Annotated in this window: 15 protein-coding genes; 9 read left to right on the top strand and 6 right to left on the bottom strand. The window is 71.3% G+C overall.

Features of this window, described 5'->3' with window-relative positions; translation table 11 throughout:
• Nucleotides 1–417: 417 nt before the first annotated feature.
• The 4 genes from hpaI to ASG30_RS10220 all read right to left on the bottom strand — a co-directional run bounded on the left by hpaI (nt 418) and on the right by ASG30_RS10220 (nt 5340).
• A complete protein-coding gene (hpaI, locus tag ASG30_RS10235; protein ID WP_055895545.1) occupies nt 418–1221 on the bottom strand; it encodes a 4-hydroxy-2-oxoheptanedioate aldolase in 804 nt (267 codons plus the stop codon).
• Nucleotides 1218–2702, bottom strand: a complete 1485-nt coding sequence (locus ASG30_RS10230) for an NAD-dependent succinate-semialdehyde dehydrogenase (protein WP_200947287.1) — start codon at nt 2700–2702, stop codon at nt 1218–1220. Before ASG30_RS10230 ends, hpaI begins: the two co-directional genes overlap by 4 nt.
• 116 nt (nt 2703–2818) lie before the next feature.
• Nucleotides 2819–4348, bottom strand: a complete 1530-nt coding sequence (locus ASG30_RS10225; protein WP_055895907.1) for a UxaA family hydrolase — start codon at nt 4346–4348, stop codon at nt 2819–2821.
• Nucleotides 4345–5340, bottom strand: a complete 996-nt coding sequence (locus tag ASG30_RS10220) for a tripartite tricarboxylate transporter substrate binding protein (protein ID WP_055895542.1) — start codon at nt 5338–5340, stop codon at nt 4345–4347. The genes ASG30_RS10225 and ASG30_RS10220 overlap by 4 nt, the downstream gene beginning before the upstream one ends.
• Nucleotides 5341–5470: 130 nt before the next feature.
• Here ASG30_RS10220 and ASG30_RS10215 point away from each other — a divergent pair, with 130 nt between their 5' ends.
• On the top strand, nt 5471–6403 hold the full coding sequence (locus tag ASG30_RS10215) for a LysR substrate-binding domain-containing protein (RefSeq protein ID WP_055895540.1): 933 nt from the start codon (nt 5471–5473) through the stop codon (nt 6401–6403).
• Here ASG30_RS10215 and ASG30_RS10210 read toward each other — a convergent pair.
• The gene (locus tag ASG30_RS10210; RefSeq protein WP_055895539.1) at nt 6369–7349 is read right to left on the bottom strand and encodes a LysR family transcriptional regulator; all 981 of its coding nucleotides are present in this window, start codon (nt 7347–7349) and stop codon (nt 6369–6371) included. The two genes, ASG30_RS10215 and ASG30_RS10210, sit on opposite strands and share 35 nt — an antisense overlap.
• A gap of 106 nt (nt 7350–7455) precedes the next feature.
• Between ASG30_RS10210 and ASG30_RS10205 the strand changes: the two genes are divergently transcribed.
• From ASG30_RS10205 to ASG30_RS10185, 5 genes are read left to right on the top strand one after another with little or no spacing between them, the layout of a single operon-like run.
• Nucleotides 7456–8754 carry an L-fuconate dehydratase gene (locus ASG30_RS10205; RefSeq protein ID WP_055895537.1) on the top strand — a complete coding sequence of 433 codons (1299 nt, stop codon included), beginning with the start codon at nt 7456–7458 and terminating at the stop codon, nt 8752–8754.
• A 25-nt stretch (nt 8755–8779) separates the two neighbouring features.
• The gene (locus tag ASG30_RS10200) at nt 8780–9742 is read left to right on the top strand and encodes a tripartite tricarboxylate transporter substrate binding protein (RefSeq protein WP_055895535.1); all 963 of its coding nucleotides are present in this window, start codon (nt 8780–8782) and stop codon (nt 9740–9742) included.
• Complete coding sequence (locus tag ASG30_RS10195) at nt 9742–10926, top strand: fumarylacetoacetate hydrolase family protein (protein ID WP_055895532.1); 1185 nt, start codon at nt 9742–9744, stop codon at nt 10924–10926. Before ASG30_RS10200 ends, ASG30_RS10195 begins: the two co-directional genes overlap by 1 nt.
• Nucleotides 10926–12494, top strand: coding sequence for a UxaA family hydrolase (locus tag ASG30_RS10190; protein ID WP_055895531.1), 1569 nt, complete (start codon nt 10926–10928; stop codon nt 12492–12494). The genes ASG30_RS10195 and ASG30_RS10190 overlap by 1 nt, the downstream gene beginning before the upstream one ends.
• 25 nt (nt 12495–12519) lie before the next feature.
• Nucleotides 12520–13632: an Ldh family oxidoreductase gene (locus ASG30_RS10185; protein WP_082522015.1), complete on the top strand. Its 1113-nt coding sequence runs from the start codon at nt 12520–12522 to the stop codon at nt 13630–13632.
• A gap of 136 nt (nt 13633–13768) precedes the next feature.
• Here the strand turns inward: ASG30_RS10185 and ASG30_RS10180 are convergent, their stop codons facing one another.
• Nucleotides 13769–14149, bottom strand: a complete 381-nt coding sequence (locus tag ASG30_RS10180; protein WP_055895529.1) for a DUF4148 domain-containing protein — start codon at nt 14147–14149, stop codon at nt 13769–13771.
• Nucleotides 14150–14454: 305 nt separating this feature from the next.
• Here ASG30_RS10180 and ASG30_RS10175 point away from each other — a divergent pair, with 305 nt between their 5' ends.
• From ASG30_RS10175 to ASG30_RS10165, 3 genes are read left to right on the top strand one after another with little or no spacing between them, the layout of a single operon-like run.
• Nucleotides 14455–15102, top strand: a complete 648-nt coding sequence (locus tag ASG30_RS10175) for a response regulator (RefSeq protein ID WP_055895527.1) — start codon at nt 14455–14457, stop codon at nt 15100–15102.
• Between the two features lie 7 nt (nt 15103–15109).
• The gene (locus ASG30_RS10170; protein ID WP_055895525.1) at nt 15110–16921 is read left to right on the top strand and encodes an ATP-binding response regulator; all 1812 of its coding nucleotides are present in this window, start codon (nt 15110–15112) and stop codon (nt 16919–16921) included.
• Entirely contained in the window at nt 16893–22751 is a 5859-nt protein-coding gene (locus ASG30_RS10165) for an alpha/beta fold hydrolase (RefSeq protein ID WP_055895520.1), read from the top strand. The genes ASG30_RS10170 and ASG30_RS10165 overlap by 29 nt, the downstream gene beginning before the upstream one ends.
• The last annotated feature ends 42 nt before the right edge of the window (nt 22752–22793 follow it).

Here is a 22793-nt window from a genome sequence, read left to right as displayed (position 1 = left end):
TGCCCGCACGAACTTCGTCCGCCGTCATTCCCGCGAAGGCGGGAATCCAGTGCTTCCAGTTGCCGGCGGAGCGGCGGCCCTGCATGCCGGAGCAGGGCGGGGGTGACTGATTTCGCGAATGTCCCCCGCTCGCCGGCTGTGCCGGCGAGCTCCTCCTTTATTTCGCGAAATCAGCCACCCCCACCCTGCTCCTGCCGCGCGCGTGACAGGAACTGCGGCTGGTTATCTGGCACCGGCGCAGGGCTCGGGGCGAGGGGCCCCCTCTTGCACGAAATAAAGGAGGAGCGCGCGGCGTAGCCGCGCGCGGGGGACATTCGCGCAACAGAGGGCCCCTCGACCCGGGCCCGGAACAGCCGGCGCGGCGCTGGAGCAGCCACGACAAGGGTTGCTCCCTTGCGCGGGAAGACGCTCCAGGCGTCAGTAACCCGCCTGCGGCGCCTCTTCGATAGCCGGCGTGGCCGCCAGGAACGACGCCGCCAGCTTCCGCGCCGCCGTTGCAAACAACAGCACGTCCACGCCGGTCGCGACGAAGGTGCAGCCCAGCTCGAGGTAGCGGCGCGCCAGCGCGGGGTCCGAGGTCAGCGTGCCGGCGGCCTTGCCCGACGCGACGATGGTGCGCATGGCCTGCTCGATGGCGGCCTGCACTTCCGGGTGGCCCGGCTTGCCGCGGTGGCCCATGGAGGCGGCCAGGTCGGCCGGGCCGATGAAGACGCCGTCCACGCCGTCGACTTCGCAGATGGCCTCCAGGTTGCGCAGCGCGGTCACGGACTCGGCCTGCACGAGCAGGCAGACCTCGCCGTCGGCCGCGTCCAGGTAGTCGGTGCGGCTGCTCCAGCGCGACGCGCGGCCGACCGCGCTGCCCACGCCGCGGATGCCCGAGGGCGGGTAGCGGGTGGCCGACACCAGCGCGCGGGCCTGGTCGGCGGTGTCCACCATAGGCACCAGCAGGTTCTGCGCGCCGATGTCCAGCAGCTGCTTGATCAGCGCGACGTCGCCCGAGACGGCCCTCACCACCGGCTGCGAGCGGTAGGGCGCGATCGCCTGCAGGGCCGCCAGCGTGCTGCGCACGTCGTTGGGTGCGTGCTCGCCGTCGACCAGCAGCCAGTCGAAGCCCGCCGTCGCGCTCACTTCGGCCAGGTAGGGGTCGGCCATCGACAGCCACAGGCCGATCTGCGCGCGGCGCTGAGCCAGCGCTTCCTTGAAGGCGTTTCCGGTTTTCATTTCAGTCCTCCCTGGCACAGGTACTTGACGTGCTGGTAGTCGTCCAGGCCGTGGCGCGAGCCTTCGCGGCCGTAGCCCGATTCCTTGACGCCACCGAATGGCGCGGCCTCGGCGGCGAGCGCGCCTTCGTTGATGCCCACGATGCCCGCCTCCAGCCGGTCGGCCACGCGCCAGATGCGGGCCGCGTCGCGCGAGTAGAAATAGGCCGCCAGCCCGAACGGCGTGTCGTTGGCCAGGCGCACCACCTCGTCCTCGCCGTCGAAGCGGAACACCGGCACCACCGGGCCGAAGGTTTCCTCGCACGAAAGCTCCATCTGCGGCGTCGCGCCGACCAGCACGGTGGGGGCGAAGTAGTGGCCGCGGCCGGCCACTTCCGGCTCGCGCAGCACGCGGCCGCCGGTGACCGCGCGGGCGCCGCGGGCGACGGCGTCGCGCACGTGGCGATCGATCTTCTCGACGGCGCGGCCATTGATCATCGGGCCGATCTGCGAGGCCGGGTCGCTGGCGGGCCCGACCTTCAGCGCGCCCACGCGCGAAGCCAGCTTGTCCACGAAGCGGTCGTGGACGGCCGAGTGCACGTAGACGCGGTTGGGGCACACGCAGGTCTGGCCGCCGTTGCGGAACTTCGAGACCATCAGCCCTTCGACCGCGGCATCGATGTCGGCGTCCTCGAACACGATGAAGGGCGCGTTGCCGCCCAGCTCCAGCGACAGCTTCTTGAGCGTGTCGGCCGAGGCCCGCGCCAGGTGCTTGCCGACGGGGGTCGAGCCGGTGAAGGTGATCTTGCGCACGCGCGGATCGGCCAGCCACACGTCCACCACCTCGGGCGTGCGCTCGCGCGAGGCGAGCACCAGGTTGATGCTGCCGGCCGGAAAGCCCGCTTCCTCGGCCAGCGCCACCAGCGCGGCGGCCGTGAGCGGCGTGTCCTCGGCGGGCTTGGCCACCACGGTGCAGCCGGCGGCCAGCGCCGGGGCCAGCTTGCGGGCGATCATGGCCAGCGGGAAGTTCCAGGGCGTGATGGCGGCGACCACGCCCACCGGCTCCTTGACCGCCATCAGCTTCTTGCCGCGCACCGGCTCCGGGATCAGGTCGCCGTGGGTGCGCGTGGCCTCTTCGGCGAACCACTCGACATAGGACGCGCCGTACAGCACCTCGCCGCGCGCTTCCGCCAGCGGCTTGCCCTGCTCGGCGGAGACGATGCGGGCCAGGTCCTCCTGGTGCGCCACGATGAGCGCGTGCCACTTCTTGAGCAGCTGGGCGCGCTCGCGGCCGGTGCGTTCGCGCCAGGCCGGGAAGGCGGCATGCGCCGCGTCCAGGGCGGCCCGGGCGTCGGCGGCAGCGCTGTCGGCCACGTGCGCGACGGCTTCGAGCGAGGCCGGGTCCAGCACCGCCAGTTCACGGCCGGTGGCCGGGCGGCACCAGCGCCCGTCGATGAAGTTCAGGGTGCGCAGCAATTCGCTGCGCTTCAGGGTGTCCAGCACGGGATCTCCTTGCAATTGCGTCATTCCCGCGGAGGCGGGAATCCAGGGCATTCAAGATTCGGAAGCCCTGGATCCCCGCCTGCGCGGATGACGAGGGCGCGGGGACGGCGAGGGATTCAGCTGACGATGCCCAGGTGCCAGGGGACGAACTCGTTGTCCCCCAGCCCCAGCTCTTCGCTCTTGGTCGGCTCGCCCGAGGCGTGCCGCAGGATGGCTTCGAAGATGCGCTGGCCCATCTGGGGCAGGTCGACCTCGCCGTCGAGGATGGCGCCGCAGTTGATGTCCATGTCGTTGCTCAGCTTGCGGTACATCGGGCTGTTGGTGGCCAGCTTGATGGTGGGCGCCGGCTTGGAGCCGAACATCGAGCCGCGGCCCGTGGTGAAGCAGATCAGGTTGGCGCCGCTGGCGATCTGGCCGGTGACGGCCACCGGGTCGTAGCCGGGCGAGTCCATGAAGACGAAGCCGCTGCTGTCGATCGGTTGCGCGTACTCGTACACGCCCTGCAGCGGCGTGGTGCCGCCCTTCATCGCCGAGCCCAGCGACTTCTCGAAGATGTTGGCCAGGCCGCCGGCCTGGTTGCCCGGGCCGACCACGCCGTTGAACTGGCCGTTGTGCCCGCGCGTGTACTCCTCCCACCAGGCCAGGCGGTCCAGCAGCTTCTGGCCCACCTCGGGCGTGATGGCCCGGCGCGTCAGCATGTACTCCACGCCGTGGATCTCGGGCGTCTCCGACAGGATGGCGGTGCCGCCGTGGCGCACCAGGATGTCCATCGCCGCGCCCAGCGCGGGGTTGGCGGTGATGCTGGAGAAGCCATCCGAGCCGCCGCACTCCAGGCCCACCTTGATGTGGCTGGCCGGGACGCGCTCGCGCCGGTAGCTGTTGGCGATGGGGAGCATCTCCTCGACCGCGCGGATGCCCGCCTCGATGGTCTCCTGCGTGCCGCCGACTTCCTGCATCACCATGGTCCGCAGCAGGCGGCCCTTCTCCAGGCCCTGCGAGTCCACCAGGTCGGCGACCTGGTTGCGCTCGCAGCCCAGGCCGACGATCAGCACGCCGGCCATGTTGGGGTGCCGCGCGTAGCCCGCCAGGGTCCGGCGCAGCAGGTCGAAGTGCGGGCTGGGCGAGGACATGCCGCAGCCCGTGGTCTGCGGGAAGGCCGCCACGCCGTCGACGTTGGGGAAGGCGGCCAGCCGCTCCTTGGTGAAGTGGTCCGCGATGCGGCGGATCACCGTGGCCGAGCAGTTGACCGACGACAGCAGGCCGATGAAGTTGCGCGTGCCCACGCGGCCGTCCTCGCGGACATAGCCCATGAAGCTGGCCCGCTCGCCCTCGGGGACGTAGGCCACCGGCCGCACGTCCAGGCCGAAGCCGGGATCGCGGTCGAAGTCCACCAGCGCCACGTTGTGCGAGTGCACGTAGTCGCCCGCCTCGATGTCGCGCGCGGCCACGCCGATCACGGCGTTGTACTTGCGCACCGGCTCGCCCTTGGCGATGGCGCGCGCCGCGATCTTGTGGCCGGCCGGCACCTGCGCGCGCGCCCGGACCGACAGCTCGCGCAGTTCCTGGCCGAGCGCAAGGGGTTCCTTGGCCACCAGGACGTTGTCTTCCGGGTGCAGCCGGATCAGCGGGCTCGTGCTCACGCTCAGCCCTTCTCGATCAGGTCCTTGAGCTTCAGGCGCTCGATCAGCTGGGTCTCGCGCTCGTACGTGGCCTGCACGTACTTCCTGTAGTCGGGGCCGTCGAGGTACATCAGGGGCGCGTCGATCTTGGCGGCCACGGCCTTGAACTCGTCGCTGTTGACGGCGAAGCGGAAGGCGTCGCGCAGCTTCTTCTCGACGTCGGCGGGCAGGCCGGCCGGGGCGCCGATGCCGTTGGGCGCGTCCACCACCACGTTGAAGCCCAGTTCCTTGAGCGTCGGCGTGTCCTTGAAGCGCGGCGTGCGCTGCTCGCCCCAGGTGGCCAGCAGGCGCAGCTTGCCGGCCTCGACGTGCGGGGCCCAGGAGCTGGAGTCCACCAGCATGTCGACCTGGCCGGACAGCGTGTCCTGCAGGGCCGGGGCGCCGCCCTTGTAGGCGATGGCGTTGAACTTGATGCCGGCAGCCAGGGCGAACTCCTCCATGCCGACATGGGTCGCGCCGCCGACGCCGGCGTGCGCGTAGCTCACCTTGCCGGGGTTGGCCTTGGCGTGGGCCACCATCTCCTTGAGGGACTTGAACTGCGAGTTCGGCAGCACGGCGATGCCGAACGTCTGGCCCGAGGTGCGGGCCAGGTAGGTGAAGTCCTTGCGCGGGTCGGCCTTGAGCGAACCGAGCTGCGAGAACCGCGTCACCGAGATCGGGATCTGGCCGATGGTGTAGCCGTCGGCCTTGGCCGCGGCCAGCGCCTGCGAGCCGATCATCCCGGCCGCGCCCGCCTTGTTCTCCACCGTGATGGGCTGCTTGAGCACGCGGCCGGCCACCTGGCAGATGGCGCGCATCGAGGCGTCCGCCGTCCCGCCGGCCGGCCAGGGGCAGATGAAGTTGATCGGGCGGCTGGGAAAATCGTCGGCGGCGCGAACCCACAGGGGCAGGGCGAGTCCGGCTGCGCCGGCGGCGGTGGCGCCCAGCAGTCGGCGGCGGTTCGGCGAAAAGTCTTGCATTGTCTTCCTCGGTGGTGGATGAACGCCCGCTCCTCGATGGGGAGCGCGGGCCCGCATCATCGCCACGCAGCCGATAACCGTCCAATCAACAGTTGGCATCGCTTCATGACCCGGAACTTATGATGCGGCCATGACGGGCATCGATCGCGCGCTGCGCTCCAACATCAAGCTGCGCCACCTGCAGCTCATCGTGGCGCTGGACGAGTTCCGCCACGTCGGGCGCACCGCCGAGTTCCTCGCCGTCACCCAGCCGGCGGTCTCCAAGATGCTGGGCGAGGTCGAGGCCATGCTGGCCATCCAGCTGTTCGAGCGCTCCGCGCGCGGCACGCAGCCCACGCCGGCGGGGCGCTCCATGGTGCGCTTCGCGCGGTCGGTGATCGCCGAGTACGAGCGCACGCGCGACGAGATCGCGGCGGTGGAGCGCGGCGGCGCCGGGCGCACCCGCGTCGGCTCCATGGTGGTCGCCCTGCCCACGCTGCTGGCGCCCGCCGTGGAGCTGCTCAAGAAGGAGGCGCGGGGCGCCACGGTGCTGGTGGAGGAGGGCGACCTCACCCACCTGCTGCCCAAGCTGCGCCAGGGCGAGCTGGACCTGTTCGTCGGCCGGATCGAGCCCGGCTACGCGGCCCCGGACCTGCTGCCCGAGCCGCTCTACAACGAGCCCATGGTGGCGGTCGCGCACCCCGACCACCCGCTGGCGCGCAGGAAGACCGTGGCCTGGAAGGACCTGGTGGCGCTGCGCTGCGTGGTGCCGCCGCCCTGGGCGTCGCTGCGGGTCAAGCTCGAGCAGCAGTGCTTTCGCGTCGGGCTGCAGCCGCCGGCGGACATCGTGGAGACGGCATCGTTCCTGAGCCAGGTGTCCTTCGTGCGCGGCCAGGGCGCCGTCGCTTTCATGGCGCGATCGGTCGCGCTGCACTACCAGGGCGAAGGCCTGGTCGCGCTGCTGAAGATGAAGGTGCCGGTCGAGCTTCCGCCGGTCGGGCTGATCACGCTGCGGGGGCGGCCGCTCACGCCGATCACCGAGGCGCTGGTCAAGGCGGTCCGGAAGATCGCCGCAGCCCGCTAGCGGCGGGCATGTCCTCCCGCAGCGTCGCCAGGAACGCCCGCACCGCCGGCGACAGCTCCTTCTGCCTGCGCGTGAGGATGCCCAGCTGGGCCATGGTGATGGGCAGCTCCACCGGCAGGATGGCCAGCATGCCGTAGTTGGCGTAGTGCCGCGCCACGTCCAGCGGCACCACCGAGACCATGTCGGTGGACTCCAGCAGCGCGGTGGTGGCCAGGATGGACGAGGTCTCCAGGATGTCGGGCGGCGGCGCCATGCTGGCCTCCTGCAGCGCCTGCTCGATGCGCCGGCGCATCGGGCTGCCGGTGGGGTGCAGGATCCAGGTCTGGCTCACCAGGTCGGCGACCTTCAGCCGGGCCTTGTCCAGCAGCGGGTGCCCCGGCCGCGCCACCACGGCCATGGGCTCGCCTTCCATCGACTCGATCTCCAGGTCGCCGCCCTGGAACTGGTCGGGCAGCCGCCCCAGCGCCACGTCGAGGTCGCCGCGCACCAGGGCGGGGATCAGCAGGTCGCTGGTGTCCACCTGCAGCGTCACCCGCACCCTGGGGTGCTCGTCCTTGAAGCGGGCCAGCGCGCCGGTGAGCATCACCGGCAAGGCGCCCATCACCGTGCCGATGCGCACCAGCCCCGCCTGCCCGGCGGCCAGGGCGGTCAGCTCGTCGCCGGCGTGCTCGAAGTCGTGCAGCACGCTGCGGGCGTAGCGGATCATCACTTCGCCATACAGGGTGGGCTCCATGCCGCGCGCGTGGCGCTCGAACAGCGGCACGCCCAGGCCTTCCTCCAGCTGCTGGAGCAGGGCGGTGGCGGCCGGCTGGGTGGTGTGGATCGCGGCGGCGGCACGGCGCAGGTTGCGGTGCTCGTCCAGGGCGTCCAGCAGCATGATCTGCCGGCTCTTGATGCGCAGCCGCCGGAACAGGTTGGCGGGCGGGGCGGCGGGCGCGCGGTCCATGACTGATCCCGGAATATGGATCGCTGCATCATAAAAGACGATTGGATGCATATCGCTTCCCTCCCTAAGCTGCGTCCCTGCCTCCCCGACCAAAGCAAGGACCCCGTTGGCCACCACGATCACCCAGCTCGCCGTACGCGACATCCGCTTTCCCACCTCCCGCTCGCTCGACGGTTCCGACGCGATGAACGCGGCGCCCGACTATTCGGCGACCTACGTCACGCTGCACACCGACGCCGGCGACGGCCACGTGGGCCACGGCCTGACCTTCACCATCGGCCGGGGCAACGAGATCTGCGTCGCGGCGGTGAAGTCGCTGGAGCCCTTCATCGTCGGCCGCACGCTGCAGGACATCACCGCCGACATGGGCGGCTTCTGGCGCGCCATCACCGGTGACAGCCAGCTGCGCTGGCTGGGCCCGGACAAGGGCGTGATCCACCTGGCCACCGCCGCGATCGTCAACGCGGTGTGGGACCTGTGGGCCAAGTCCGAAGGCAAGCCCGTCTGGAAGCTGCTGGCCGACCTCAGCCCCGAGGCGCTGGTGCGCTGCCTGGATTTCCGCTTCGTCACCGACGCGCTCACGCCCGAGGAGGCGCTGGCGATGCTGCGCCGCGCCGCGCCCGGCAAGGCGGCGCGCGAGCGCGAGATGCTGGAGCAGGGCTACCCCGGCTACACCACCTCGGCCGGCTGGCTGGGCTACTCCGAGGAGAAGGTGCGGCGCCTGGCGCGCGAGGGCGTGGCCCAGGGCTGGACCCACTTCAAGCAGAAGGTGGGTGGCAACCTGGAAGAGGACATGCGCCGCGCCGCCATCCTGCGCGAGGAGATCGGCTGGGACCGCCAGCTGATGATGGACGCCAACCAGGTCTGGGAAGTCGACGCCGCGGTGGAGAACATGCGCAAGCTGGCCGCGTTCGACCCGATGTGGATCGAGGAGCCCACCAGCCCCGACGACATCCTGGGCCACGCGACGATCCGCGAGCGCATCGCGCCGATCGGCGTGGCCACCGGCGAGCACTGCCACAACCGCGTGATGTTCAAGCAGCTGCTGCAGGCCGGGGCCATCGACTACTGCCAGCTCGACGCCGCCCGGCTGGGCGGCCTGAACGAGGTGCTGCTGGTGGTGCTGCTGGCCGCCAAGTTCGGCGTGCCGGTCTGCCCGCACGCCGGCGGCGTGGGCCTGTGCGAGTACGTGCAGCACGTGTCCCTGTTCGACTACATCGCCGTCTCCGGCTCGCTCGACGGGCGGGTGCTGGAGTACGTCGACCACCTGCACGAGCACTTCGTCGATCCCGTCGTCATCCGCAACGGGCGCTACATGCCGCCCCAGCGGCCCGGCTACAGCATCGAGATGCAGGCGCCATCGCTCAAGCAGTTCGAGTTCCCCCACGGCCCGGCCTGGGCCTGATCCCCATCCCCACAGGAGACCTTCCATGAACAAGACTTCCCGCCGCGGCCTGCTGGCCACCCTGCTGTGCACGCTGGCCGTGCCGACCGCCGCGCTCGCCCAGACCGCCTACCCGGCCAAGCCGGTCGAACTCATCGTGCCCTACCCGGCCGGCGGCGGCACCGACGTGCTGGCCCGCGCCTTCGCGCTGGCGGCCGTCAAGCACCTGCCGCAGCCGCTGATCGTGGTGAACAAGCCCGGCGCCGCCGGTGCCATCGGCTGGGCCGACGTGCTCAACGGCAAGGAGCCGGGCTACAAGGTCGCGGTGCTGGCCACCGACCTCATGACGCAGCCCAACATGGGCCTGACGAAGATCACGCACGAGGACTTCACGCCCATCGCCCGCCTCAACTACGACCCGGCCGCCATCACGGTGCGCGCCGACGCGCCCTGGAAGAACGTGGAGGAATTCATCGCGGCGGCCAAGAAGGGCGACTTCCGCATCGGCAACGGCGGCAACGGCTCGACCTGGCACCTCGCGGCCGCCGCCATCGAGGACAAGACGGGCGCCAAGTTCAACCACATCCCCTACGCGGGCGCCAACCCGGCGGCGCTGTCGCTGCTGGGCGGCCACATCGAGGCCATCACGGTCAGCGCCGCCGAGGTCTATCCGCACGTGGCGGCCGGCAAGCTCAAGCTGCTGGCGGTGATGTCGGACGAGCGCATCAAGGGCTTCGAGAACGTGCCCACGCTCAAGGAGAAGGGCCTGGACATCTCCATCGGCACCTGGCGCGGCCTGGGCGTGCCCAAGAACACGCCGCCCGAGATCGTCGCCGTGCTGCGCGCCGCCACCGCCAAGACGGTGCAGGAGCAGAGCCTGCGCGAGGCCCTGGAAAAGCAGAACATGGGCTACGCCTACGCCGAGGGCCCGGCGTTCGCGGCCGTGATGGCCAAGGACCACGCGTTCTACCGCGGCCTGATCCAGAAGCTCGGCCTGAAGGGTCAGTGATGGCACTGAACCTGGACGCCCGGCGCTTCCTGCCTGACGACGGCTACGCCGGCACCCTGGTGGCGCGCGTGTGGCGCCCGGACGTGCAGGGCCCCTCGGTGGTCGCCCTGCGCGAGCACGGCGTGTTCGACCTGAGCGCCGGGTTCCCCACCATGTCCACGCTGCTGGAGCAGCCCGATCCGGCCCGGGCCGCGCGCGGCGCGACCGGCGAGCGCCTGGGCAGCGTGGAGGAGATCCTCGCGCACAGCGAAGAAGCCTTGCGCGACCCGCGCAAGCCCTTCTTCCTCGCCCCCTGCGACCTGCAGGTGGTGAAGGCGGCCGGCGTGACGTTCGCCAGCAGCCTCGTCGAGCGGCTGATCGAGGAACAGGCCGACGGCGACCCGGCCAAGGCGCAGGAAGTGCGCGCCAGCGTGGTGGCGCGCATCGGCACCGATTTGTCGAAGCTCAAGCCCGGGTCCCCCGAGGCCATGGCGCTCAAGAAGCTGCTGCAGGAGCAGGGCCTGTGGTCGCAGTACCTGGAAGTGGGCATAGGCCCCGATGCCGAGGTGTTCAGCAAGGCGCCGGTGCTCTCCTCGGTGGGCACGGGCGCGGACATCGGCGTGCGCTCCGATTCCAGCTGGAACAACCCCGAGCCGGAGGTGGTGCTGGCCGTCAACAGCCGCGGCGCCATCGTCGGCGCGGCGCTGGGCAACGACGTCAACCTGCGCGATCTGGAAGGGCGCAGCGCGCTCTTGCTGTCCAAGGCCAAGGACAACAACGCCTCCTGCGCCATCGGGCCCTTCATCCGGCTGTTCGATGCGAGCTTCGGGCTGGCCGACGTGCGCCGCGAGAAGGTCGACCTGCGCGTGGACGGCCTGGAAGGCTTCGTGATGGAAGGCCTGAACTCCATGGAGTTCATCAGCCGCGAGCCGCAGGACATCGTCGACCAGGCGACCGCCGCCCACCAGTACCCGGACGGCTTCATGCTGTTCCTGGGCACGCTGTTCGCGCCCACGCAGGACCGCGATGCACCGGGCGCCGGCTTCACCCACAAGCTGGGCGACGTCGTCTCGATCCGCAGCGCCCGCCTGGGCGAGTTGCGCAACCGCGTGACCCACAGCGAGAAGGCCGCGCCCTGGACCTTCGGGCTGCGCGCGTTCATGACCAACCTGGCGCAACGCGGCCTGCTGGCCAAGGGACTCTGATGGACGCCGCCACCCACCCCACGACCCGCCCGGCGGCCGCGCCACGCACCATCCGCCTGCACCCGCAGGACGACGTCGTCATCGCCCGCGGCCAGCTGCTCAGCGGCACCTGGCTGGCCGAGGAGAACGTCAAGGTCCTGGGCCTGGTGCCGCCCGGCCACAAGCTCGCCGTGCGCGACCTCGCGGCCGGCCAGCCGGTGCGCCGCTACGGCCAGATCATCGGCTTCGCCTCGCAGGCCATCTCCGCGGGCCAGCACGTGCACGTGCACAACCTGGCCATGGGCAGCTTCGACCGCGATGCGGCCGCGGTGGCCGGCCTGGATGCCCGGCCCACCGAGCCGGCCGAGGGCGAAGCCAGCTTCATGGGCATCGTGCGCGCCGACGGACGCGTGGCGACGCGCAACTACATCGGCGTGCTCACCTCGGTGAACTGCTCGGCCACCGTCGCGCGGGCGATCGCCGACCAGTTCCGCCGCGACATCCGCCCCGAGGCGCTGGCGGACTTCCCCAACGTCGACGGCGTGGTCGCGCTCACGCACGGCGCCGGCTGCGCGGTCGATGCCGAAGGCGAAGGCCTGCGCGTGCTGCGCCGCACGCTGGCGGGCTATGCGCGCCATGCCAACTTCGCGGCCGTGCTGGTGATCGGCCTGGGCTGCGAAACCAACCAGATCTCCAGCTGGATCGAGAGCGAAGGCCTGGCCACGGGCACCGCCCTGCAGGCCTTCAACATCCAGGACGCGGGCGGCACCGCGCTGGCCGTGCAGCGGGGCGTGGACGCGGTGCGGGCGCTGCTGCCCGAGGTCAACCGGGTGGAGCGCGTGCCGGTGCCGGCGCGCCACCTCGTGGTGGGCCTGCAGTGCGGCGGCTCCGACAGCTACTCGGGCATGACGGCCAACCCGGCGCTGGGCGCCGCGATGGACCGTCTGGTGCGCCACGGCGGCACCGCCATCCTGTCGGAGACGCCCGAGATCTACGGCGCCGAGCACCTGCTGACCCGCCGCGCGGCTTCGCGCGAAGTGGCCGGCAAGCTGCTGGAGCGCATCCGCTGGTGGGAGGCGTATTGCGAGCGCATGGGCGCCGACATGAACAACAACCCGTCGGCCGGCAACAAGGCGGGCGGGCTCACCACCATCCTGGAGAAGTCGCTGGGCGCGGTGGCCAAGGGCGGCAGCAGCAACCTGGTCGACGTGCTGGAGTACGCGCAGCCGGTGCGCAAGGCCGGCCTGGTCTTCATGGACACGCCGGGCTACGACCCGGTGAGCGCCACCGGCCAGGTGGCGGGCGGCGCCAACCTGATCTGCTTCACCACCGGCCGCGGCTCGGCCTATGGCTGCGCGCCCGCGCCCTCGCTCAAGCTCGCGACCAACAACGCGCTGTGGCAGCGGCAGCAGGCCGACATGGACATCAACTGCGGCCCCATCGCCGAAGGCGAAGCGACCATCGATGCGCTGGGCGAGCAGATCTTCCGCCACATCCTGCGCATCGCCTCCGGCGAGAAGACCAAGAGCGAGCTGCATGGCTACGGCCAGAACGAGTTCGTGCCCTGGCAGCTCGGCGCGATCACCTGACCCCCAAGTTCCAAGGCTCCCGACCATGTTCAAGAACCCGACCGACGCCGCGGGGGGCGATGCGCCCCGCAACGTCCCGATCCCGGCCGCGCGGCTCGCGGATTTCGCCCGCACGCTGCTCACCAAGGCCGGCATGCCGGCCGACAAGGCCCAGGCCGTCGCCACCGTACTGGTGGACGGCGACCTCATGGGCCACACCACGCACGGGCTGCAACTGCTCGCGCCTTATCTCGCCGAGATCGAGAAGGGTGCGATGACGATCGACGGCGATCCCGAGGTGCTGTCCTCGCGACCCGCCGGCGAGCTGTGGGACGGCCGCCGGCTGCCCGGCCCCTGGCTGGTGCTGCGCGCCCTGGATCACGCGACCCGGATGGCGGCGGCGCAGGGCACCGGCACGGTCGTGATCCGCCGCAGCCACCACATCGCTTCGCTGGCCAGCTACCACCGCCGGGCCGCGGAGCAGGGCCTGCTGCTGCTGCTGGCCTGCTCCGATCCGAACGCCGCCAGCGTCGCGCCCTTCGGTGGCCTGGATGCGGTGTTCACGCCGAACCCCATCTCGGCCGGCTTTCCCACCGGCGGCACGCCCGCGTCGGTCGACATCTCCACGTCCACGACCACCAACGGACTGACCGGCCGCCTGCACCAGGAAGGCGGCAAGCTGCCGGCCGCGTGGCTGATCGACGGCAGGGGGCAACCGTCGAACGATCCCGCGGTGCTGTTCGACGAACCCAAGGGCACCATCCTGCCGCTCGGCGGCATGGACTCCGGGCACAAGGGCTACGGGCTGTCGCTGCTGGTCGAGGCCCTGACGGGCGGACTGGCGGGCCACGGCCGCGCCGACGCCCGCGAGGGCTGGGGCGCCACCGTGTTCCTGCAGGTGATCGACCCGGCCGCCTTCGCGGGCCTCGCGGCCTTCGAGCGCCAGGTCGGCGAGGTGGCGCGCCAGTGCCGCGCCTCCCGGCCGGTCGACACGCGCCGGCCCGTGCGCCTGCCGGGCGAGCGGGGCTACCAGCTGGCGGCCGCGCAGGCCAACACCGGCGTGCTGCTGCACGAGAGCATCCTGCCGGCCCTGCTGCCGTGGGCCCGCAAGTTCGGCGTGCCCTTGCCGACGCAAGCGGCGAACCAGGCCGCCGCATAGAAACCGCGCCTGGACCGACCCGGTGGCACGTGGGGTGCCCTCGGGTGGACGCAGGCGCGGCGGGACTTCAAGACGACGTCAGGTCGCCGGCATCGCGGGAGCTCGTTTCTGGAGTTTGGCTGGACGCGTCATGCGTTCAGCGCTCCGTGCCGGCCATCATCACATCGCTGCGGCGCGGCTGGCGCGAGGCGAGGTAGGCCGAGCCGCTGTCTTCGCTGGTGAAGGCCTTCACTTCGTTGCGAGAGGCCATGTACTCTTCCCGCACCTGGGCGCGGGTGAGGGTGCTCCTGAACGGAGCCCGGTTCATCTCCATCGGCGCTTCCGCATGCGCCATCCGGATTTCCTCGGCCCGGCCGATCACCTCGGCCCGCACTTGCGCGCGGCTCTTGGTGCTCACGAAGGGGTTGGGGTCAATCGTGATGTCGTCGGCGTGGGCCACGGTGCTCATCGCGGCGAGGGCCAGCGCGGCGGCGGCGGTTCCCGTGACGATCAGCGTAGAGGCGAGATTGCGGTTCATGTCGATCTCCTTTGAGCGGGGGGTTGAGATCCGGACGATGGCGGGCCGCTCAACGCCCGTCCGTCCGCCCTGGTGCGAATCACCATGGGATCGTGTGAGACGCGGCGAAGTATGGAAGTCGCCCCTCGATCCGCAATGCCACCGACGGCCAGCCGGAAGGCTGCCGGTATCGGTGAAGGTTTAGCGGGTTGCGGGTTTAGGCGAGTCGACTAAACCGGTTCAGCTGGTCGGGCCGAACGTTTAGTTGTTCATTCGGGGTGCGCTGCCTATAGTGGGTGGGCCCCTGACGGGCATCGAGGTTCGCGATGCACATACTGATCGTCGACGACCATCCGCTGTTCCGGGAAGGGCTCAAGACTCTCCTGACGGCGCTGGAGCCGGGCGTGCGGATCTCCGATGCCGGCAGCGTGTCCGAAGCCGTCGCGCTGCCCGCCGCCGATGCACCCGACCTGATCCTGCTGGACATGAACCTGCCGGGCACGAGCCGGCTCGAGGCGTTGCGGCAGGTCAAGGCCGCGCACGAAGGCGCCTCGGTGGTGGTGGTCTCCGGCGACGAGGACCCGCTGCTGATTCGCAGCGCCGTCGATGCGGGCGCCGCCGGCTACATCCCCAAGACCACCGATGCCTCGCTCACCATCCAGGCCTTGCGGCTGGTGCTGGCCAATGGCATCTACCTGCCGCGGGCCGCATTGACGGCCGCGGGCGCGCCGGCTCCCGCGACGCCCGCCTCGAAGGCGGGCGGCACGCCCGAGTTCAGCGGCCGCCAGCTGGCCGTGCTCAAGTGCCTGCTGCAGGGCAAGGCCAACAAGGTGATCGCGCGCGAGCTCAGCATCGCGGAGGGCACGGTCAAGGCCCATCTGTGGGCCATCTACCAGGCCCTGGGCGTCAACTCGCGGGCCCAGGCCATGTACCGGGTCCACGAGCTGCATCTCTTCGACGGCGTGCCCGCGTGAGGCCGGGATGCACCTCAAGCGCCCGGCGGGCATCGGATCCGAGCGCATCGGCCCGGAGCTCGCCCAGGAGTTGATCGAGCTGTTCGCCCGCGAGGCGCGGCGCGTCCCCGTCCCGGTGTTCCTGTCCTCGCTGCTGCTGGCCGCCATGGCGTGGAACCAGCTCGGCGGCTCGCTCCCCTGGATCTGGCTGGCCGCGGCGACGCTGGTGCTGGCCCTGCGCTGGAAGGTGCTGGGGGGCCTGCCCCAGGCTTCGCACAGCCTGGACGTCAAGCTGCGCATCGCCGTGCTCATGAGCGGCGTCAACGGGGTGGTGCAGGGGACCTCGATCGGTTTCGCGGTGGCGCTGGACACGCCCGAGCGCGCAGTGCAGTCCATCCTGCTCCTGACCCTGTGCGCCGGCTCGGTCGCCACCACCGGCGGCTACCGGCCGGTGTTCGTGGCGTTCGTCGGGCCGACCCTGGTGCTGCTGAGCGCCATGTGGGCGCTGGGCGCGCCGGGCGCCGCGCACCGCTGGGTCGAGTTCTTCATCGCCGCGCTGGTGCTGGTCTTCGGTGGCCTGATGTACCAGCTCGCGCAGGACACCTTCCGCCTGCTGAAGTCGTCGTTCGACATCCGCCAGGAGCAGGTGGTGCTCAACCGGCAGCTGCGCTCGGCGCTCGACGAGGCTGAGGCCGCCAACCGCGCCAAGACGCGCTTCCTGGCTTCCGCCAGCCACGACCTGCGCCAGCCGATGCACACGCTGTCGCTGTTCGGCGCAGCCCTGACCATGCGGCCGCTGGATGAGCCCACTCGCCAGATCGCCAACCACATGGACACGGCCCTGCAGGCGCTCAGCGCGCAGATCGACGCGCTGCTCGACGTTTCCAAGCTCGACGCCGGGGTGGTGCCGGTGAACCCGACCACCTTCTCCCTGTCCGGCTTCCTGGAGCGCCTGCACGACGAGTACGCCGAACTGGCGCGTGCCAAGCACCTGCATCTCGAGGTCGACTGCCCGCCGGACGCCCGGTGCGAGACCGACGAAGTCCTGCTCGCCCGCATCCTGCGCAACCTGGTGGAGAACGCGATCAAGTACACGCCGGGCGGCCAGGTCGCGGTCCGCGTCTCGGCGGCCGACGCCGCCCATTGGCAGGTCAGCGTGGAGGACACGGGGATCGGCATCCCCGAGGCCGAGCACCAGCGCGTGTTCGAGGAGTTCTACCAGCTGCACAACCCGGAGCGCGACCGCTCGCGCGGGCTGGGGCTGGGGCTGTCGATCGTGCGCCGGCTGGCCCAGCTGCTGGCCCTCACCATCGACCTGCGGTCGGCCCCGGGCATCGGGACGCGGTTCGACGTGAGGGTGCCCCGGGGCCGGCCGGCGCCCGCGGCCCCGCCGGGCGCGGGGGGGCCCCCGGACGCAGCGCCCCGGGGCGAATCGCTGGCCGGAACGCGGGTCCTGGTGCTGGACGACGAGGAGGCCGTGCGCAAGGGCATGGAAACCCTGCTGCAGGCCTACGGCTGCCAGGTGCGCCTGGCGGGTTCCGTCGCCGAAGCCGTCGCGCAGTGCGAGTCCATGGCGCCTGACATCCTGCTCGTGGACCTGAGGCTGAGGGGGCAGGAGAGCGGCATCGAGGCCATCGAACGGCTGCGCGCCCTGCACCCCGGCGTGCCGGCCATCCTGATCAGCGGCGACACCGCGCCCGACCGCATCAAGGACGCGCACGACGGCGGCATCGCGCTGCTGCACAAGCCCGTGGCGCCGCAGGCATTGCACCAGGCGATCACGCACGAAGTCCACGCAAGGAGCACACGCCATGAGCCAGGCATCACCGTCCAGCCCTGAGGGCACGCCCGAAAAACGGGCCACCCGCTGGCTCTCGCAGGGGTTCGAAACGCTGGCGGCCTTGCTGGAGGGCGATGCCGAGCGAACGGCGGACGACATCGACTTCGACGTGGTGATCGTCGGCACCGGCTACGGCGGCGCCGTGGCCGCCGCGGAGCTGGCCAGGACGCGCGGGAAGCTGCGCATCTGCGTGCTGGAGCGCGGCAACGAGCACCTGCCCGGATCGTTCCCGTCGCGCATGGCCGAACTCCCGGGCCACGTGCGCTTCTCCACCAAGGACAAGCACCATGCGCGCGGCCGCCGCGATGGCCTGTTCGACCTGCGCATCGGCGAGGACCTGTGCGCCGTGGTGGGCAACGGACTGGGCGGCGGCTCGCTGATCAACGCCGGCGTGATGGCGATGCCGAGGAAGGAGGTCTTCGACTCCGGGCGCTGGCCGGCGGCTTTCCGCCAGGGCGCGACCGTCGATGCGCTGTTCGGGCTCGCGGGCGACCTGCGCAAGCGCCTGGGCGCGTCGCAGACGGTGGTGTCCGAGGGACCGGAGCCCCGCAAGTACCAGGCGCTGGGCAGCTTCCTCGGGCGCAAGGATGTGGTGCCCCTGCCGATCACGGTGGCGCTGACGAAGGCGCCCGCCAGGGACTTCCTCACGCCGGCGGGTGTGCGCATCGATGCGTGCGTGCGCTGCGGCGATTGCGCCACCGGCTGCAACCACAACGCCAAGGTCTCGCTCGACGTGACGCTGCTGGCGCAGGCGCGGCAGCGTGGTGCCCAGCTGTTCACCGGCGCGACGGTGCTGAAGATCGACAAGGCGCTGGACTCGCGCAAGCAGACCGTCTGGCAACTGCACGTGGTCCACACCGACCAGCCGCTTCGCCGCCGGCAGGGCGCCCCGACGATCCTGCGCGCGCGACGCGTCGTGCTGGCGGCCGGAACGTTCGGCTCGACCGAGATCCTGCTGCGCTCGCAGGGCGAAGGCCTGCGGCTGTCCCACAAGCTCGGCCACCAGGTATCGTCCAACGGCGACCTGATTGCTGCCGCCTACCGCGGCAGGGAGGAGGCCAATTGCGCCGGCGACGAGGACCGCGAGCCCGGCTCGGTCCGGCCCGAAGACCGGGTGGGCCCGACCATCACGGGGATGGTCGACCTGCGGGGCACGGAGGACGACATGCTCCTGCAGGACCTGTCCGTGCCCGGACCGCTGCGCGTGCTGCTCGAGCAGAGCGTCACCACGGCGGCCGCGATCCACCTGCTGGGCGAAGCCGACGAGCGGGAGCACGGGCCGCGCACGCGCGATGCCTGCGCCGTCGACGACCGCGCGGTCCGCCACACGCTGATGGTGGCCATCATCGGCCACGACAGCGCGGACGGCGTGATGAAGCTCAATACGGGCACCGGGTGGGACAACGGGGATGGCGCGGCGACCCTGCAGTGGCCGACGCTGCGCAACGACCCGCCGCTGCTGGCGCGGCACCGCCGGTTCGAAGCGCTGTTGAAGGCCTCGGGCGCCCGCGCGTTGCCCAACCCGATGTGGCAGCTGCTGCCCGACAAGCTCAACGACCTGCTGGGCGGCGAGACCGGACCGCTGCTGACGGTGCACCCGCTGGGCGGCTGCCCGATGGGGGACGACGCTCATTCCGGTGTCGTGGACGAGTGGGGGCGGGTGTTCGACGCCGCGGCGGACGACAAGCGTGCGGTCCACGAAGGGCTTGTCGTCCTCGACGGCTCCATCGTGCCCGCCTCGCTGGGCATCAACCCGGCGCTGACGATCGCCAGCCTGGCGCTGCGCGCGGTGGGACAGCTGCGCACCGGGTGGGGCTACACGGCGGATCCCACGCGCAAGGACGACATCGGCGATCGCCCGTACTTCAAGCGGCCCGCGCGGATCGAACCGCCGCGCGACACCCTGATCGAAGTGGTCGAACGCCTGTCCGGCCCGGTCATCCTGCGCGGCTTCGAGGGTCACGGCCCGGCGCAAGCGCACGTCGAACTGACCTTGCGCTTCGACCCGATCGCGATCAGGCACCTGACGTCGGGAACGGCCGCCGCCACGCTGCGGGTGCAGCCCGCCCAGGGGCGGCTGCGGATCTTCGCGGCGCCGCCGCCCGAGGACATCGAGCCGCAGGACAAGGACGCCCTGCTGATCGCGTCGGTGAAGGGCACGCTGCGCGCGTTCAGCCACAAGCCGACGACGGTGGCGGCACGCCGCTGGCAGGGCTTGTGGGCCTGGCTGCGCAACCGCGGCCTTCGCGACTCCGTGCTCTGGGTCATCGACCGATGGAAGGGCGAGGCGCCCGCAACCGAGGACGCCAAGAGCTTTCCGCGGGAGGTGCTCGACCGCGCCAGGAGCCTGTGGGCCCTGAGTTCACGGGCGGGCGGGGCCCGCCTGCTCGAGTACGACCTCGAGGTCGAGAAGGTGCTCGCCTCCACGGCGAAGGCGTACGTGGCCGCATCGTTCGCCGGCGCCGCGATCCAGGGCCGCAAGGAGCTGACCTATTCGCGTCGCGCCAATCCCTGGCGGCAGTTGTCGGAGGTGACGCTGACGGCTTTCCCGCGTGCGCACAGGAAGGGCGCCGTGCTCGAGCTGGACACCGGGTTCCTGGCGCGCCAGCGGGTTCCGCTGTTCCGGATCGTGCAGCAGCAGGACCACGTCAAGGGGCTGGTCGACGTCGCCTGCCTGGGCCTGTACCTCACCCGGATGCTGCTCCACATCCACGCCTGGAGCTTCAGGCTGCCGGACGAGCCACTGCCGCGCGACATCCAGCGGCTTCCGGGGTTCGTGCCGGGGCTTGCGCCGCCGCAGATCCACGAGTTCCCCGTCGGCCGTCCGCGCAACGGCCTGCCGGTGATGGTGCGGCTGACGCACTACCCGTACTCCTCCACGAGGCGGGCACGCGCCCTGAGGGCGAACCCCGCGGCGCTCGAGGCGGTCCTGGCCCCCATCCTTCTCATCCATGGCTACAGCGCGAGCGGCACCACGTTCGCCCACCACTCGGTGCGGCCCAACGTGGCCAGCACCCTCTGGGACCGCGGCCGCGACGTCTGGATCGCCGACCTGCGCACCAGCGCCGGCATGCCGCACGCCAGGGAGCCGTGGACCTTCGAGAAGGTCGGGCGGTCGGACATCCCCGTGGCGGTGCACCAGGTCTGCGCGCTGACCGGCGCCGAGAAGATCGACGTGTTCGCGCATTGCATGGGGTCGGCGATGCTGGGCATGGCCCTGCTGGGATCGGAGCTGCCGCGCGAACGCTTCCTGGACCTGCGGCGGGACCTGCCCAACCGCATCCGGCGCCTGGTGATGTCGCAGGTGGCGCCCGCCGTGGTCTTCACGCCGGCCAACACCTTCCGCGCCTACGCCATGCAGTACCTGCGGCATTTCCTGCCGCTGCACGACTACGAGTTCCGGCCGTCCGGCCGGCATGCGCACAAGGACCGGCTGATGGACCGGCTGCTGGCCACGCTGCCCTATCCCGAGGAGGAGTTCGACCGCGAGAACCCGTTCTGGCCGCCCTGGCGCCGCACGCCCTGGGTGGGCACGCGCCACCGCATGGACGCGCTCTACGGCCGCGATTTCAACGTCACCAACCTGTCGGACCGGATGCTGGACCACATCGACGACCACTTCGGTCCGCTGAGCATCGAGACGGTGTCGCAGGCGGTCCACTTCGCGCGCCTGCGGGCGATCACGACGCGGGAGGGGTTCAACGACTTCGTGCGGCCCGACCGGCTGCGCGAGAAGCTGCGGTTCCCGATCATGCACGTGCACGGCCGGCAGAACGGCCTGGCCTCCAGGCGCACGCCGGTGCACTTCCGCGAGGTGCTGACGGACTGCGATGCCCGCTTCGAGAGCACCCGCGCCTTCCTGCACAAGGAGTATCCGGCGGGGCACCAGGACCTGCTGATCGGCCGGCCCGCGGCGGCCATGCTCAAGGAGATGAACGCCTACCTGGAGACGCCGTTCAACCCGGTCGTGCAGGAGCCGGCGGGCGTGCGGATCACCTTCTCGGCCTGCGTCCCCGCCCATGGCGTGCGCCTGCCGCCGCCTTTCGCCGGCAAGGTGCGCTGTTCGCTCGGCGACGAAGGCGCGAACGGAGCACCCGTCGCCGCGCTGCTGATGCCGGTGGTGCAGCACGAGGATGGCTATCGGCCGGTCGACGACCAGGGGCAGCCGGTGGAGCCCACGCCCGGCTACCTGCGCGAGCTGGTGGACTGGCGGACGCTGCGGCCGGTGTCGCCGAACGAACTGGCGACGCGCTACACCTTCGAGCTGGGCCACTACACCGCGCCGGCCGGTGCCAGCGGGGTCCTGGTCCTCGTCCTGTACAACCAGTCGGCGGCGCTCCAGCCCGAAGTCGACCGCCCCAGCTCCGAACTGGCGTCGCGGGTCGACAGGAAGGCCGGCGTCGGCGGCGGCAAGGGGCTGGCCGGCCTGGCCGGGATGGCGGCCGATCCTGAAGTTGCGGTGGCCCTGGCCGGCATCGACGGTTCGCAGGACCTGGCCGGCAACATCGCGCGGGCGATGGCCGAGGCCGTGCGGCGCACGCTGGAGAGCGCCAGCAGCGTCGAGCTCCGGCTGGGCCTGCTGCATCCGCCTCGCCGCGAGGCCTCGGCGGCGGATTCCTCCACGAGAAGCTTCGCGCTGGCGAGCTGCCAGTACCCCGGCGACATCCTGGACCGCACGCCTCCCCGCACGCCGTGGGAGTCGCCGGCCGGTCCCAGCGACGCGTCCTGGCTGCGCCTGCTGGCCCTGCTCGAAGGCCGGCGCGTCGCGCGGGAGCAGGGCGCGCCGCCGCTGTCGGTGCCCGAATTCCTGGTGCTGGCCGGCGACCAGATCTACGCCGATGCCACGGCGGGCCTGTTCGATGCGCGGCGGCTGGACGATCGCTATCGCATCTCCTACGAAGCCTTCTTCGGCGCCCGCGGACCGAGATCGGTGCTGGCTCGGCTGCCGGCGGTGATGCGGCCCGACGACCACGAGATCGGCGACAACTGGGAGCCCGACCCGTCGTGCGCCCATGGGAGGGAGGAGACCGAGCGGCTGAAGGAGCGGGGCATCCGCGAATTCCAGCGCAACCAGTGCGACAAGGATGCGAACCCCGAGGCGCCCTTGTGGCACGCGAAGCCCGCCGCCGGCCTGCCGTTCTTCTGGGCGGACGCGAGGACGGCGCGCACGCCGCGCACCGCGGGCACGGTGGGCAGCGCCAGCATGCTGGGCTGCGAGCAGACCCAGGCGCTGGACGAGTGGCTGGCGGACAAGGGCACGCCCGGGCCGCGCTTCTTCGTCTCCGCGCCGATGGTGCTTCCGCGCCACCTGCAGACGCGCGGCGCCGGTGCGGCCGCGGCCCTCCGGTCGGACGCGTGGGACGGGTTCCCGGCCTCGCTGCACCGCCTGCTGGCCCGGGTGCACCGGCGCGGGCTGGACGACGTGGTCTTCCTCTCGGGGGATGCGCACGTCTCCAACCTCGCCCGCATCGAGATCCGCAAGGTGGGCGAGCCCGGAGTGGTCGTCGCGCATTCGGTGCACAGCTCGGCGCTGTATGCGCCCTATCCGTTCGCCAACGGCATCGAGGAGGACTTCGCGGGCACCGAGGTGTTCGAGTTCTCATACGAGGGCGCGCAGTACAGCTGCAGCGTCCAGACCCGGTGCCCCGAGCGTGGCGACGGCTTCGCGGTGCTGTCGATCTCGGCCGATCGCGCCGGCTGGGAGGTGGAGGTGCGCTTCGATCGCGAGCAGGGACCGCCCGACCATCCGCCGAACCGTTTCGCCTTCCGCATCGACACGGCCGCGGCACCGCCGCCGGCGCCCAGGGAGCGTGAAGCGGTCACGGCCTGACGGATGAGGCACCGCGGACTCGACCGTGGCGGACAGTTGACA

Source organism: Ramlibacter sp. Leaf400 (assembly GCF_001424545.1).
Taxonomy (GTDB): domain Bacteria; phylum Pseudomonadota; class Gammaproteobacteria; order Burkholderiales; family Burkholderiaceae_C; genus Ramlibacter.
Note: the sequence above shows the minus strand (reverse complement) of the source record. Positions and strands in the feature narration are given on the sequence as shown.